Source organism: Streptosporangium sp. H16 (assembly GCF_051918855.1).
Lineage (GTDB): Bacteria > Actinomycetota > Actinomycetes > Streptosporangiales > Streptosporangiaceae > Streptosporangium.
The window spans coordinates 1-14,406 of record NZ_JBPXMD010000072.1 but is presented as its reverse complement, the minus strand read 5'-3'; the positions used below and the strand labels follow the sequence as shown (position 1 = coordinate 14,406).

Here is a 14,406-nt window from a genome sequence, read left to right as displayed (position 1 = left end):
GCATCGGCACCTGGTGGGCCACCACCCCCCTGGTGCGCCGCTACCCCATCCTCCGATAACCACCCCCACCCACAGACGAAAGGCCCGCCCCCGGTACGGGAGCGGGCCTTTCCACGTCCCGGACCCGGAAGCCTGCTCCAGGTGCGGCAGGCAGGCCGGCCATCGCCGCGCGCCGGCGGGGCAACCCGCTGCCGCTCGGGGCGATCGCCCACCTCGCGCCGGCATGTATACCCTCCACCGGCTGACCCGCCTACCCAACACCGCGATCTGCGGCCGGTGACCGCTCGCCGACACGGAGGATGGCGGCGCCGGTGACGCGATCGGCGGCCAGGTCCGCCAACGCCTGGTCGGCCTGCTCGAAGGCGTAGGCGGTGGTGGTGACGCGCAGTGGACGGCGGGTGGCGTGCTCCAGCAGGGCCCGGCCGTCGGCGCGGGTGTTGGCGGTGACGCTGCGCAGCGTGCGCTCCTGGAACAGGTGGTCGGAGTAGTTCAGCGGCGGGATGTCGGTGAGATGGATCCCGGCGACGGCCAGGGTGCCGCCGCGGTCCAGGGCGGCCAGCGCCACCGGGACCAGGTCGCCGACCGGGGCGAACAGGACGGCGGCGTCCAGCGGTTCGGGAGGAACGTCGTAGGCGCCGCCCGCCGAGGCGGCGCCCAGCTCCAGGGCGAGCTCGCGGGCGGACGCGGAACGGGTCAGCACGTGCACCGTGGCGTCCTGGGCGAGCGCGACCTGGGCGGTGAGGTGGGCCGAGGCGCCGAATCCGTAGACGCCCAGCCGCCCGCCCGGCGGCAACTCGGAGCGGAGCAGGGCCCGGTAGCCGATGATGCCCGCGCACAGCAGCGGGGCCAGCTTCTCGGCGGGCTGGTCCTCGGGCAGAGGATAGGCGAAGTCCTGCGGCACGGTCAGGTACTCGGCGTAGCCGCCGTCGGCGTCCCAGCCGGTGTAGCGCGAGTACGGGCAGAGGTTCTCGCGGCCCCGGGTGCAGTAACGGCACTCACCGCAGGTGGAGCGAAGCCAGGCCACGCCGATCCGGGTGCCGACGGAGAGCCGCTCGGCCCCGGGGCCGCAGGCCGCGACGCGCCCGACCACCTCATGCCCGGGCACCGTGCCGGGCCGCCGGGGGGCCAGGTCGCCCTCGGCCAGATGCAGGTCGGTGCGGCAGACGGCGCACACCTCGACCCGGACGAGCACCTCACCGGGGGCGGGCTCGGGCACGGGCAGCCGTACCCGCTCCAGCGGGTGGGTGGCCATGGGGCCGGGGCGGCGGACCACCCAGGCGGTCATCGTCTGTGTCACCATCCCATCGTCACACGCACTGCCGTCTCTACGGTCTTAGGCGCGTTCGGCCAGGGTGGCCCGGCGAACAGGCGCCGCGGCGGTGTCCGGGGGCCACCGGGATTCAGCGGACCAGGCGGAAGAACGTCCGCCCCTCGTCCACGAACGCCTCGGGTTGCTCGAAAGCGGCGAAGTGGCCGCCCCGGTCCAGCTCGTTCCAGTGCCGGATGTCGGTGAAGCGCTTGGCGGCCCATCGGCGGGAGGGGCGCGGGTTCTCCTTGGGGAAGATCGAGCATCCCGCCGGCACCGCCACCACGTCGGTCGTCGCGTCCGCGAAGCGCCGCTGGACCTGCTTGAAGCTCTCCCAGTACAGCCGGGCGGCCGACGTGCCGGTGCCCGGCAGCCAGTAGAGCATGAGGTTGTCCAGCAGTTCGTCGCGGCTGAGGGTGTTCTCCGGGTGCCCGTCGCAGTCTGTCCAGGAGCGGAACTTCTCCACGATCCACGCGCACAGCGGCGCCGGGGAGTCCACGAGGCCGTAGCCGATGGTCTGTGGCCGGGTGGACTGCTCCAGCGAGTAACCGTCCTCCCACTCCTGCGCCTGCTCCAGCGCGGCCAGCGCGGCGCGTTCGGCGTCGGTGAGGTCGTCCATCGTGGCCGGGTCGGGGGCGGCGAGGGGCGGCATGAGGTGGATGCCGAGCCCGTCGATGGTCGTGCGGAACTGCGGCAGCGCGTTCAGCCGCCGCTCCGTGGCCCGCCAGTCGTACGTGCCGGCCCAGTAGTGGCACAGTTCCCGCAGGTAGGCGAGCGGGACGCCCTGGGACCAGTCATCCACGGTCTCCTTCTCCGGCCACCTGGTATGGGCCAGGCGGTCGCGCAGATCGCGCAGATCGGCCTCGGGGACCTGCAGGCGGAACGGGGTCACCGGATGAGACATCGTGTCGTCCTTTCGATCGGTCGGCCTTCGGGGTCCGTTACGGGCTCGATCTCGTCATGGGCGGGCTGCACAGGCGTGAGGCGGCGGCCAGGGCGAGCGCCGGCGGCGGTACCGTGACGAGGAACGCCGTCCGCAGGTCGAGCGCGGTCCCGCTCCCCGCCCTTCCAGCCGTCGCCTCACCGGCCGGGAACCGTCCGCGCGAGACCGATGGGGTGCCGGGTGCGCCGTCGCCGGTCATCGAGCCGCCAGCAGGAGCGCCTGCTGCGGCGCGAGGCGGATCCGGCCGGACTTGGGGCGGTCGGCGGTGACCGCCGGATCGTCGCTGTCGAACACCGCGGGCGCCGGCAGCTCCACCTCGGCCGACGGCGTGTCGCGCAGGTTCGCCAGCGCCCACAGGTCGCCCCGGCGGTAGGCGGTCACCGGTGCGCCGATCTCCTGCCTGGTCACCTCGTCGGTCACGGCGAGGAGCCCGGCCAGCCGGCGCCGGACCATCAAAAGGCGGCGCAGGACGTTCAGGTGCGACGCCGGGTCGCCCGTCTGGCCCGCCACGGTGTCGGACCGGAGCCGGCCGCCGCCGGGCAGCCACGGGCGGCCGGTCGTGAACCCCAGACCGGGACCCGGACGCCACGGCATCGGCGTGCGGACGACGTCGCGGCTCTGGTCGGGCTGCGCCGTGGCCAGCGGGTCGGCGCCTTGCCCCGGCGGCACCTGCCCGTCACCCAGGCCGAGCTCCTCGCCCTGGTAGAGCCAGGCGGTGCCGGGCAGCAGCGCCATCAGCACGTGCAGCGCCAGCGACCTGCGCCGCCCCAGCATTCCGCCCCCGTACCGCGTGGCGGCCCTGGAGCGGTCGTGGTTGCCCTGCACCCAGGACAGGCGCGGCGACGCCGCCACCGCGGCCGTGATCATCGCATCGATGCGGTCAGGGTTCCAGCCGGTCTCCACCAGCCCGAACCAGAACGACGAATGCAGCCGCTCGCCCGTCACGAAGCGGGCCAGCGCGACAGGGTCCAGCTCGTACACCTCGCCGAGGAGGAACGCGCCGTGGCGGTCGGCGACCCGGCGCCACTGCTCGTGTATGGCGTGTACGTCGGGCTGGTGGATGTCGTAGCGGTGGTCCTGGCGGCGCCAGTCCAGGGTCGTGCCGAGCGTCGGCGCGAGCCGGCCGGGCGGCAGCGGCGGGTTGTCGCGCAGGCCCGCGTCCTTGACGAGGTAGGCGGCGGTGTCGATGCGGAAGCCGTCGAGCCCGCGCACGAGCCAGTGCTCGATGACCGCGTCGATCTCGGCGGCGAGCGCGGGGTTGCGCCAGTTGAGGTCGGGCTGCTCGGGCCGGAACAGGTGCAGGTAGTACTGGCCGGTGGCCGGGCTGAACGTCCAGGCCGGGCCGCCGAAGTGCGACAGCCAGTTGTTCGGCGGGCCGCCGTCCGGGGCCGGGTCGCGCCAGATGTAGTAGTCGCGACGTGGCTCCGACCGTGAGGAGGACGCGGCCGCGAACCATGGATGGGCGTCGCTGGTGTGGTTCACGACCAGGTCGCCGATCACCCGCATGCCCCGGCGATGCGCCTGGTCGAGCAGTTCGTCCAGGGCGGCCTCGCCGCCGAAGGACGGGTCCACCGCGCGATAGTCGGCGATGTCGTAGCCGTGGTCGCGCATCGGGGAGCGGAAGAACGGCGTCAGCCACACCACGTCGACGGCCAGCCGGGCCAGGTGGTCCAGGTGCGCGCTCACCCCGGCCAGATCGCCCCACCCGTCGCCGGTGCTGTCGCGGAACGACGGCAGGTACACCTGATAGCCGACCGCGTCGCGCCACCACGGCCGGAGCCGGGCATGCCGCAGCAGGTGGGCGAGCTGGCCGAGGTCGAGCAGGCGCAGGTCGCCGTCGAGGCCGCGCAGCGCCGCGCAGCGCATGCCTGCGGCCCGCCCGGCGGCGAGCCCCGGCTCGGAGTCCTCGACGACGAGGCAGGAGGCCGGGTCGGCTCCCAGCCGGGCCGCCGCCCGCAGGTAACCCTCGGGGTCGGGCTTACCCGCCCGTACGTCGTCGACGGTGAGCAGCAGCGGCGGGTCGATGCCGGCCGCGTGCAGCCGCGCCTCGGCCAGCCGCCGGTCGGCGCTGGTGACCACGGCCCACGGCAGCCCGAGCCGGTCCAGTTCGGCGAGCAGGTCGTGCGCGCCGGGCGCCGCGGCGACGTCCGCCAGGTCGTCGTACTGCAGGGCGTGCTGACGCCGCGCCGCCTCCGCGACCTCGGAGGCGTCCAGCGCGGGCAGCAGCCGCCGTACGGTGTGCGCCGCGGGGCTGCCGTGCGCCACGGCCAGCACCCTCGCGATGTCCGCGCCGTACTCGCCCGCCCAGGCCGTCCAGGCACGTTCGACCGAGGCGTCGGAGTCGACGAGGGTGCCGTCCATGTCCAGGAGCACCGCTTCGAGCGCTTCGAGATCCAGCCGTTGTCGCCGCACAGGAGCTCCCTCCGATAAACTCGTTGCACGAGGATATAGGAGGCGGCAGCACCCATGACAAGCTCCGCAGGCCGCGCGCGTTCTGTCCGCGCGCGGGACGCCCGCTGGCGCGGCGCGCTGGCCGTGCTGGAGGAGATGCGCCGCGAGCCGGGCGTGACCCGGGCGGGCGTGGCGCAGCGGCTCGGCCTCACCACGGGGTCGACCACCGAGATCACCGCGCGGCTGCGCGAGCTGGCGCTGCTCGTCGAGAGCCCGGCCGCCGTCTCCGGCCGGGGCCGCCCGACGACCGTCCTGCGCCCGCATCCGGACGGCCCGGTCGTCATCGCCGTCGACGTACGGCAGGAGGACTGGCGGATCGCGGTCGCGGCGCTCGACGGCAGGCCGCGCCTCGCCGAGGCGGCCACGCACGCCAGCCGCGACCCCCGCCAGGTGATCCGCACGATCGCAAAGGCGGTACGGCGGGTGCGCGAACGTCACGGGGGTCGCGTCCGGGCCGTGTCGGTGGCGGTCGCCGCGACCGTGCGGCACGGCCGGGTCGTGCAGTCCGCGGCACTGGGCTGGGACACGGTGGACCTCGCCGCACTGGCACCCGAGCCGCGCCTGCCGCTGCTCATCGGCAACGACGCGACGCTGGCCGGCGCCGCCGAGGCCCGCTACGGCGCCGGGGCCGAGGCCGGCACGGCGTTGCACGTCACGATCGAGGTGGGCGTGGGCGGCACCTTGGTCGTGGACGGCCGCCCTGTCACGGGCGCGACCGGCACCGGTGGCGAGCTCGGCCATCTCCCGCTCGGCGATCCCGCGCTGCGCTGCCCGTGCGGCGCGCTGGGCTGCTGGGACCTCGCGGTCGACGGCCGGGCCATCGCCCGTCATCTCGGAGAGCCGCCGCCTCGCGACCCGCGCAGCTACGCGCAGACGGCCCTGGCCAGGGCGGAGGGGGACGCGGCGGTCCGGTCCGCGGTGGGACGGGCCGCGAGCGGGTTCGGCCGCGGCCTCGCCGGACTGATCAACGCCCTGGATCCCGGCATCGTCACACTCGGCGGCCTCGCCGAACCGCTGCGCTCCGCGGCCGCCACCGAGTTCGACTCGGCCCTGGCCGACGGGCTGATGAGCTTTCGCCGCCTGGACCCGCCGCCGGTGGTGGCCGCCGTACTCGGTGAGGACGGAGCCTTGCACGGGGCGGCGGCCACCGCGCTGGACCAGGTCCTCACCGAAGAAAGCCTCGGCGCGTGGGCGGCCGAGCGCTCCGGCTGAGCGCCCGCCCCTGCCGTAAACGGCGTGTGCTCCGGGGGTTGACTCGTTAGCTAAAGCTGATAGCTTTTAGCTAACACGATTAGCAAGGCGTTGACGAACCCCTGGAGGTAGTCATGACCGAGTTCCTGAACGTTGACGGTGGGACCATCGCTTACGAGGTGACCGGCACCGCCGGCCCGCTGGTGGTGCTCGCCCACGGCATGGGCGACAGCCGCGAGGCCTACCGGTTCCTCGCCCCCGCCCTGGTGGAGGCCGGGTACCGGGTCGCCGCGGTGGACCTGCGCGGCCACGGTGAGTCCAGCGTCGGGTGGGCCTCCTACACCCGCACCGCCCTCGCCGGTGACCTGATCGCCCTGGTGCGCCACCTCGGCGGGCCTGCGGTGCTCGTCGGGCACTCCATCGCCGGCGGCGCTGCCACGATCGCCGCGGCCAAGGCCCCGGAGCTGGTCACCGCGCTGGTCGAGCTCGCACCCTTCACCCGCAAGCAGCAGGTCCGGCTCGGTGACCTGCGGGTGGCCGCCTACCGCCGGGGTGCGACCCATCTGATGGGCACCACCATCTTGGGCAGCACCCGGCAGTGGGCCAAGTACCTGGACCTCGCTTACCCCGGCGTCAAGCCGGCCGACTGGGACGTGCGCACGAAGCAGATCACCGCGATGCTGCAGGAGCCGGGCCGGATGAAGGTCCTGCAGGCGATGGGCAAGATCTCTCCCGCCGACGCCGGTGAGCAGCTGGGCAACGTCACCTGCCCGACGCTCATCGTCCAGGGCAGCCTCGACCCCGACTGGGTCTCACCGCGCGCCGAGGGCGAGGCGATCGTCGCCGGCCTGCCGACCGGGCTGGGCCGGCTGGAGATGATCGACGGCGCCGGCCACTACCCGCACGTCCAGTACCCCCAGCAGACCCTCGCCGCGATCCTGCGCTTTCTGGGCGGCGTCCGTGCCTAGGGCAGGCCTGACCGCGGCCACGATCGCCGCGGCCGGCGCCGCGCTCGCCGACGAGATCGGCTTCACCGAGCTGACCATGGGCCGGCTGGCCGAGCGGGTCGGGGTGCGCACCCCGTCGCTGTACAAGCACATCGCCGGCCAGGCCGAGCTCAACCGGCAGATCGCGGCGCTCACCCTCGCCGAGGCCGCCGATGCGATCGGGGAGGCCACCCAGGGCCGCGCCGGGCGTGACGCCCTGACCGCCGCGGCCCGCGCGCTGCGTGACTTCGTCCTCGCCCACCCCGGCCGTTACGCGGCCACCATCGGCATCACCTCGACCGGCCCGGACGACCCGATCACGATCGCCGAGAGGCGAGGACTCGGCCCCTTCGAGGCGGTACTGCGGGGATACGACATCGCCCCGCAGGAGATACCCCACGCGCTACGCGCGCTGCGCAGCATCTTCCACGGCTTCGCCACCCTGCAGGCCAGCGGCGGATTCCAGTGGTCGGCCGACATCGACGAGAGCTTCGAATGGCTCATCGACTTCGTCGACCGCGGCCTGCGCTCCACGTCGGACTCCGGCCCCACCGATCACCCGTAGGCCACCCACGCGGCCGGTCGGGATCGGCCGCTGCACCGGGCGATCAGCCAGACCAGCCATATCCGCCCGATCTTTCCCCAGTACTACAGGGACCCCACCTCGACATCGAGGCCCGACCCGACCCGTCCGGCCTGACGAACGGCCCGGTGTCAGCGGCTTCACCGCTCAGAAATCCTCCGCCACGTCGTCAGTTCTGGTAGCCCCTCGCCACCCGCGGAAGGATTGACGACCATGACCGACGCCAGACTGCTGGGCGACGAGGCCGCGTTCATCGCGGCGGCCCGCTCAAACGACGCAGCACAGTTCACGCTCATCACGGAGCGCTACCGGCGTGAGCTGCAGGTGCACTGCTACCGGATGCTCGCGAACTACGAGGATGCCCAGGACATGACGCAGGAGACGTTCCTGCGGGTGTGGAACAAGCGGGAGTCGTTCAAGGGCCACGCTGCGCTGCGGACCTGGCTGTACCGGATCGCGACGAACGCCTGCCTCGACTTCCTGGAGAAGCGCAACGACCGCACACCCGTGCCTGCCGAGCTGCCGGGCGCGGACTCGGAAGTGCGCTACCTGCAGCCCTACCCCGACCGGATGCTCCCGGAGGACCCGCAGGAATCGGTGGTGGCGCGGGAGACGATCGAGCTGGCGTTCATCGTCGCCGTCCAGCACCTGCCGCCGCGGCAGCGGGCGGCGTTCATCCTGCGCGACGTCCTCGGCTGGCCGGCGTCGAAAGCCGCCGACGCCCTTGAACTGACCGTCGCATCGGTGACCAGCGCACTGCAGCGGGCGCGCGTGACGATGCGCGAGCAGCTGCCCGACCGCCGCCTCGACTGGCGGAGCCCCGCCACGCACGAGCTGTCGAATGACGAGCGCGGCGTGGTGAAGTCGTATATCGACGCCCATGAGCGCAACGACCTCGACGGGCTGATGTCCCTGCTGCGCGACGACCTGCGCTTCGCGATGCTGCCCGAGCCGGGAACCTCGGTCATCACGGCCAAGGACGCGGTGGACGGCTGGGTCTCCGGCGGGCTCTTCCAGCGCGGCCACGACGACTGGCGCTGCATCGCCGCGACGGTCAACCGCATGCCTGCCGCCGTGCTCTACCTCCGCACCCCCGACGACCCGGAATACCGGCTGTTTACCATCGCGGTCCTGCACATCGTCGACGGGAAGATCGCCGAGCTCACCGGATTCGACGCCACCGACAAACCATGGCTGAGCCTGCCCCCGACGCTGTGATCAGACAAGTCCCCATCGTCGACGAGTCCAGCGCACGGGCCGCCGTCACCGAAGTCACCGCGGAATGAGCACCCCGACCAGCTGAACACCAACGCGGCAACGCGAACACCACCGCCCCGCCGGCGTTGCCGGCGGGGCATCTTCATGCTCGAAGATCATCATCATGATCAACGACGCCGTCGTCCTCATCTTCAGCGAGTCGGTCAACAGCTCACTCGGAACGCAAGGAAGGGCCGGGAAAAGGTTCCCTCATCGCCGAGGGTCACGGTGAGCACGCCAGGAAGGATTTCGACCCGGCCTCACGAGCCGAGCATTTGGCCCGTGCTCATCACCTCGTCTCGTACCTGGTCAGCACCACGCCGCCGGGAAACGTCCGGGTCTCCACCAGGGTCAGGTTCACCCAGTTGTCCAGGGCTGTGAAGAACGGCGTGCCGCCGCCCACCAGGACCGGATGGGTGACGATCACGTACTCGTCGATCAGCCCGGCCCGCATGGCCGCCGCGGCGAGTGTGGCGCCGCCGATGTCCATGGGGCCGCCGTCGTCGGCCTTGAGCCTGGCGATCTCGGTGACCGCGTCGCCGGTGACCAGACGGGTGTTCCAGTCGACCGTGCTGGTCGTCGAGGAGAACACCACCTTCGGCATGTCCCGCCAGCGGCCGGCGAACTCGATCACCGCCGGTGTGGCACCCGGCTGCTTGTCGGCGGTCGGCCAGTGGGAGCTCATCGCCTCCCACAGCTTGCGCCCGTACAGCGCCAGGCCCGTCGCGTCCACCCGGTCGGACCACCACTGGAACAGCTCGTCGCTCGGCGATGAGTCCGGTCCCTCCCCCCCCACTCCAGCCGAGGTCGTCGCCGGGCGCGGCGATGTAGCCGTCCAGGGTCACGTTCATGGCGAAGATCAGTTTCCGCATCGTGCCAGCTTCTCGTGAGTCGATCTCACACGTACAGACGGGCGCGGCGCGGAAACCTAATCGGTGCGCGAGCTGCGTCCGCAGGTAGTCCTCGCGTTCCGGACTCAGCACGGCGTACTCGGCGGGCTCGAGCACCACCGGCCGGATCTCGATTTCACCCTCGCAAACGCCTGGTCACACAGCTACAGCGCCGGGCCCCCTCACCGCGCTGGAGATCGCCAAGCAGTTCCCGACGCTGCGCCGAGCCGGTCGGCGATCCGCTGAACGGTGTGGCGACGCTTGCCGTCATCGCCCTTCGTCTCGGGGGTCTTCTCCCGAACGTGACCCCAGCCCCAAAGTAGCTCTGGGGTAGATCACGGTTGCGGTTCGTGATCGTCACGAGTCGGGCATACCGTCCGGTAGCGGTGCTGCGGCCTTCGACTGTGTTCTCGACCTCGGGGATGGTTCGACGAGTGGCGGTGTGCTGGTGCGTCGGGAGTGGGAACCGGAAGAGCTGATCGCAGCGTGGACGTTGCTGGCCGACTACCAGTGGACGGGTAGCACGATCGAGTATCACCGCTCCCAGATTCGCAAGGCGCTGGGGTTTCGCGAGTCGACCCGGGCCGATGAGGACGCGCTGATCGAGTGGCTGGCCAGTGACATCTGTCCGATGGTGCTGACGGATGAGGGGATTCGGGCGGCAATGTTGTCGCGGTGCCGGAACCTGAAGATTGAGCCGCCCGGTCGGACCGAACGCATCGTGCGCGGCTGCCGGGCCCGGTTTGAGCGGGCGTTCTGTGAGCGGGTGACCGGGTGCCTGTCGGCTGACTCGACCGCTGCGCTGCTGGAGCTGGCCACTGGTGTGGACGGGTTCTTGGCCGAGCTGAAGGCCGACCCGGGTCGGCTGGGGCTGGAAACGTTGTTGGAGGAGATCGTCAAGCTGCGGCGTAGCAAGGCGCTGGGGCTGCCGGCGGATTTGTTCGGCGGGTTCTCCGACAAGTTGGTGGCCTCCTGGCGGGCGCGGGCGATGGCTTCACATCCTTCTGATTTCGCCGCCAACCCCGAGCCGGTGTGTCTGACACTGCTGGCCGCGTTGGTCTGGTGCCGCACCGCCGAGATTACTGATGCCCTGGTGGACCTGTTGATCGGTCTGGTCTCGAAGGTCGACACGAAGGCTGAGCGCAGGGTCGAGCAGGCGATGTACGCCGACGCCAAGAAGGTGCACGGCAAGACCGCCAAGTTGTACTCGATCGCCGAGGCCTCCCTGGCCGCCCCTGACAAGCCGGTGCGGCAGGTGGTCTTCCCCGCCGTGGGTGAGAGCACGCTGCGGGCGCTGGTGGCTGAGGCCAAGGCCGATGCCAAGACCTACCGGGCGCGGGTGCGCACCGTGCTGACCAGCTCTTACTCCAGCTACTACCGGCGGATGCTGCCCAAGCTGCTGGCCGCGATCGAGTTCAAGTGCAACAACACCGCCTACCGGCCGGTGATGGACGCCCTGGACCTGCTGGGCCGCTACGCCGACGTGCCGGGCAAGGTCCGCCACTACGACGGCGTCGAGGTGGTGCCGATCACCGGCGTGGTCCCCGACGGGTGGCGGGAGGCGGTGGTTGACAGCGACGGGGTGGTCGAGCGGGTCTCCTACGAACTGTGCGTGCTGGTGGCGGTGAAGGACGCGCTGCGCCGCCGGGAGATCTACGTCGAGGGCGCTGCCCGCTGGCGCAACCCCGAAGAGGACCTGCCGGCAGATTTTGAGGACAACCGCGACGTGCACTACGAAAACCTACGCCAGCCCCTGGACGCGGCCGAGTTCATCGCCACCTTGAAAGAGGCGATGCGCACCTCCATGGTCGACTGCGCGGCCGCGATCACCAAGAAACGCTCGGGTGGCACCAAGGTCAAGACCCACCGCGGTGAGCCGATGTGGCATGTGCCCGACCTGGGCAAACTGAAGACGCCGGAGAACCTGCGGGCGCTACACGCCGCGGTCGCGGCCCGCTGGGGCGTCATCGACCTGCTCAACTTCCTCAAGGAGTCCGACTTCGTCACCCAGTTCACCGACGACTTCACCACCATCGCCACCCGCGAGAACACCCCACGCGAGGTGATCCGCAAACGCCTGCTGCTGGTGCTGTACGCGCTGGGCACCAACATCGGGATCAAGCGGGTAGCCGACGGCGGCAAGCACGGCGAGAGCGAGGCCGCGCTGCGCGCTACCCGCTACCTGTTTGTCAACCGCGACAACCTGCGCAACGCGATCGCGACCCTGGTGAACGCAACCCTGCGGGCGCGCGATGCGGCCTGGTGGGGCACCGGCACCGCGTGCGCGAGCGATGCCAAGAAGTTCGGGTCCTGGTCCTCCAACCTGATGACCGAATACCACGTCCGCTACGGCGGCCCTGGCGTGATGATCTACTGGCACGTCGAACGCAAGTCGGTGTGCGTCTACTCCCAGCTCAAGTCCTGTTCGGCCTCGGAGGTCTCGGCGATGATCGAAGGTGTGCTGCGGCACTGCACGGACGCCACCATCGACCGGCAGTACACCGACACCCACGGCCAGAACCTGGTCGGGTTCGCCTTCTCCCACCTGCTGGGCTTCAAGCTGCTGCCGCGTATGAAGAACGTCTCCCACCAAAAACTCGTCCGCGTCGACGCCGAGCAGCCCGTACCTGCGTGCCTGGCCGGCATGGTGAGCGAGCGCACGATCGACTGGGAGCTGATCGCCCAGCAGTACGACCAGATGGTCAAGTACGCCACCGCGCTGAAGCTGCGCACCGGTGAGGCCGAACAGGTGCTGCGCCGCTTCACTCGTGGCGGCCCCAAACACCCCACCTACCGGGCCATCGAGGAGGTCGGCCGGGCGGCCAAGTCGATCTTCATCGCCGACTACATGGCCTCCGAAGGGCTACGCCGGGAGATCCACGAGGGCCTGCAGGTGGTGGAGAACTGGAACTCCGCCAATGCCGATCTGTTCTACGGCAAGGCCGGCACCATCGGCGGCACCGACCGGGAAAACCAGGAGGTCTCCATGCTCGCCCTGCACCTGCTGCAGTCGGCCCTGGTCTTCGTTAACACCATCCTGGTTCAGTCGCTGCTGAAGGACCCGGTCTGGGCTGAGCGGCTCACCGACGCTGACCGGCGCGCGCTCAGTCCGCTGTTCTGGTCGCACGCCAACCTGTACGGCACCATCCAGATTGACATGGACACCCACCTGGATCTGGGCCTAGCCGCCTAACGTCATCTGGACCCGGGCAGATCACCACCGTGACCCGGCTCCGCCACTGGACTGCGGTCGCGCACCCGACTCTGGGGGTCTAGGGCTGTTTGTAGCCCGCTACACATCCCAACGTCGCTGGATCTGAAACGGCTCGGAGGGAAAAGTCGGGATTGAGGGCGAAGGCTTGGCGATAACGCGCCTTCTGCTTACGGTCACAGTTCATTGCCGTCAGGCGAAACGGCTTTCCTTGATCGTAGATGTCCATCTGCCTAGTCTCGCCTCCAACCTTATATTTCATGCGCATAAAGAAGGTTAGAGTATGCTTCTTAGTGAATGTCCGAATGATGACAGTATCTTGCTCTGTGTCCGGCAAGGAGATGGTGTTCTTCTCGAAGAATGGTTTGCCGACGCTCCCATCATCGTTGACCTCATGCGCTAGAGGCGACAACGCATCCATATCGAAGATCATGTTCATGACGGGGTCGGCTTCCTGCGGAGGCGCGTAGAACAATGTTCCGTCTAAGGGTGCACTGCGCTGCCCCACGAACACAGGTCTGATGTCGAGGACACGGATTTCCTGGTTGAGCCGGCCCTCCAAGGTGAGCCGCAGGCTCAGGGCGCCCACGTGAACGGCTCCCATGGAGTGCAGCCGATTGTCGAGGGCAGGATTCGCTGCCGATCCTGGATTCGCCATCGATGCTGTCAAGTCGGCGTCGGGCTGGAAGGCCGAGGGCATGGCCTTGGATCTGCCCTCGTCATCCAGGTAGACGATCTCGACCGTGGCTCGGATGCCCTCGCGCACACCTTCCCGCAGTTCGTCCCCTACCGCTGAGACATCCAACACCTGCCTTGCGGTCCAGCCTGCGCCGGCCAGCAAGACACCCCCGACTACCGTGATGGCGGCTCCTTTGAGGATTTCGGACCGGCTCCACCCGCGAGGAGTGTCTGGTGCCGGCACTTCCACCGCGGCTGGCGCGTGATCCTTGACGGTCGTCACCGTATCGCCGCCTGTCGGCGGTGAGGTCTTTTCAGCCCTCGTCGGCACTGCTGATGCGCCCTGCGTAGTCTCTGAACGATTCCGGCCATCTCGGCGGGATTGTCGCTTTTTTCGCATTTCGCATCCTTGTTTCATGAGTCCTGTGGAAATGAGCCCTGAGTGATCGGGGACAGAACTTAACCACGAAGCCCGATCCACTTGGGATGGGTTTGCGTTTATTCGGATGCTCAATCCCAATTGACTAGTTACACGCGCCCGAAGAGACAACGGGATTACGCTTTACCGCAGATAGGAGTGCATTATCTGCGGTAACGTCGATGGCGTCCTGGGAAAACGCCACCGTGCGGCACCGGTGACTCCCACTGCTTATCTGCGATAACTGTTCGGGAGGCCATCGTGGCGACGGTGCACCGGCTCAACGCCAGCGAGAACGTGCCCCGCCTCGGCGCGGCGTCCGAGGCCTTCCTGGCCACCCTCGCCAATGCGAACACCTCCCGCGCCTACACAATCGCGATCCGGGCGCTGGTGGACGAGTTCGGCGAGCGCGCCGCCGTGACCGAGCTGAACGGCGAGGCCGGCGCCGACCGCGTCGCGGCCTGGTTCGCCGGCCGCTGGGGCGGCGCGGCC

General features: G+C 70.0%; 11 protein-coding genes. 6 read left to right on the top strand and 5 right to left on the bottom strand.

Going from position 1 to position 14,406, the window contains the following annotated elements:
* Window positions 1-250: 250 nt before the first annotated feature.
* The 3 genes from ACTOQ2_RS43200 to ACTOQ2_RS43190 form a co-directional block, all read right to left on the bottom strand.
* Complete coding sequence (locus ACTOQ2_RS43200) at window positions 251-1,300, bottom strand: zinc-dependent alcohol dehydrogenase family protein (protein ID WP_440107729.1); 1,050 nt, start codon at window positions 1,298-1,300, stop codon at window positions 251-253.
* 100 nt (window positions 1,301-1,400) lie between these two features.
* Window positions 1,401-2,210, bottom strand: a complete 810-nt coding sequence (locus tag ACTOQ2_RS43195; RefSeq protein WP_440107727.1) for an epoxide hydrolase N-terminal domain-containing protein — start codon at window positions 2,208-2,210, stop codon at window positions 1,401-1,403.
* A gap of 234 nt (window positions 2,211-2,444) precedes the next feature.
* The gene (locus ACTOQ2_RS43190; protein WP_440107725.1) at window positions 2,445-4,661 is read right to left on the bottom strand and encodes an HAD-IA family hydrolase; all 2,217 of its coding nucleotides are present in this window, start codon (window positions 4,659-4,661) and stop codon (window positions 2,445-2,447) included.
* A gap of 54 nt (window positions 4,662-4,715) precedes the next feature.
* Between ACTOQ2_RS43190 and ACTOQ2_RS43185 the strand changes: the two genes are divergently transcribed.
* The 4 genes from ACTOQ2_RS43185 to ACTOQ2_RS43170 all read left to right on the top strand — a co-directional run bounded on the left by ACTOQ2_RS43185 (window position 4,716) and on the right by ACTOQ2_RS43170 (window position 8,678).
* Window positions 4,716-5,912, top strand: a complete 1,197-nt coding sequence (locus tag ACTOQ2_RS43185) for an ROK family protein (RefSeq protein ID WP_440107723.1) — start codon at window positions 4,716-4,718, stop codon at window positions 5,910-5,912.
* Between the two features lie 113 nt (window positions 5,913-6,025).
* Window positions 6,026-6,859, top strand: coding sequence for an alpha/beta fold hydrolase (locus ACTOQ2_RS43180; protein WP_440107721.1), 834 nt, complete (start codon window positions 6,026-6,028; stop codon window positions 6,857-6,859).
* On the top strand, window positions 6,852-7,442 hold the full coding sequence (locus tag ACTOQ2_RS43175) for a TetR/AcrR family transcriptional regulator (RefSeq protein ID WP_440107719.1): 591 nt from the start codon (window positions 6,852-6,854) through the stop codon (window positions 7,440-7,442). The genes ACTOQ2_RS43180 and ACTOQ2_RS43175 overlap by 8 nt, the downstream gene beginning before the upstream one ends.
* Before the next feature lie 231 nt (window positions 7,443-7,673).
* Window positions 7,674-8,678, top strand: a complete 1,005-nt coding sequence (locus tag ACTOQ2_RS43170) for an RNA polymerase subunit sigma-70 (RefSeq protein ID WP_440107717.1) — start codon at window positions 7,674-7,676, stop codon at window positions 8,676-8,678.
* A gap of 328 nt (window positions 8,679-9,006) precedes the next feature.
* On the opposite strand, the gene ACTOQ2_RS43165 is transcribed toward ACTOQ2_RS43170, so the two are convergent.
* Complete coding sequence (locus ACTOQ2_RS43165) at window positions 9,007-9,450, bottom strand: dihydrofolate reductase family protein (protein ID WP_440107715.1); 444 nt, start codon at window positions 9,448-9,450, stop codon at window positions 9,007-9,009.
* A gap of 599 nt (window positions 9,451-10,049) precedes the next feature.
* Here ACTOQ2_RS43165 and ACTOQ2_RS43160 point away from each other — a divergent pair.
* A complete protein-coding gene (locus ACTOQ2_RS43160) occupies window positions 10,050-12,800 on the top strand; it encodes a Tn3 family transposase (RefSeq protein WP_440107712.1) in 2,751 nt (916 codons plus the stop codon).
* A gap of 79 nt (window positions 12,801-12,879) precedes the next feature.
* On the opposite strand, the gene ACTOQ2_RS43155 is transcribed toward ACTOQ2_RS43160, so the two are convergent.
* Window positions 12,880-13,779 (bottom strand): hypothetical protein, encoded by a 900-nt coding sequence (locus ACTOQ2_RS43155; protein ID WP_440107710.1) that lies wholly within the window; start codon window positions 13,777-13,779, stop codon window positions 12,880-12,882.
* Between the two features lie 396 nt (window positions 13,780-14,175).
* Between ACTOQ2_RS43155 and ACTOQ2_RS43150 the strand changes: the two genes are divergently transcribed.
* The coding region (locus ACTOQ2_RS43150) for a hypothetical protein (RefSeq protein WP_440107707.1) at window positions 14,176-14,406 on the top strand (231 nt) is incomplete at its 3' end.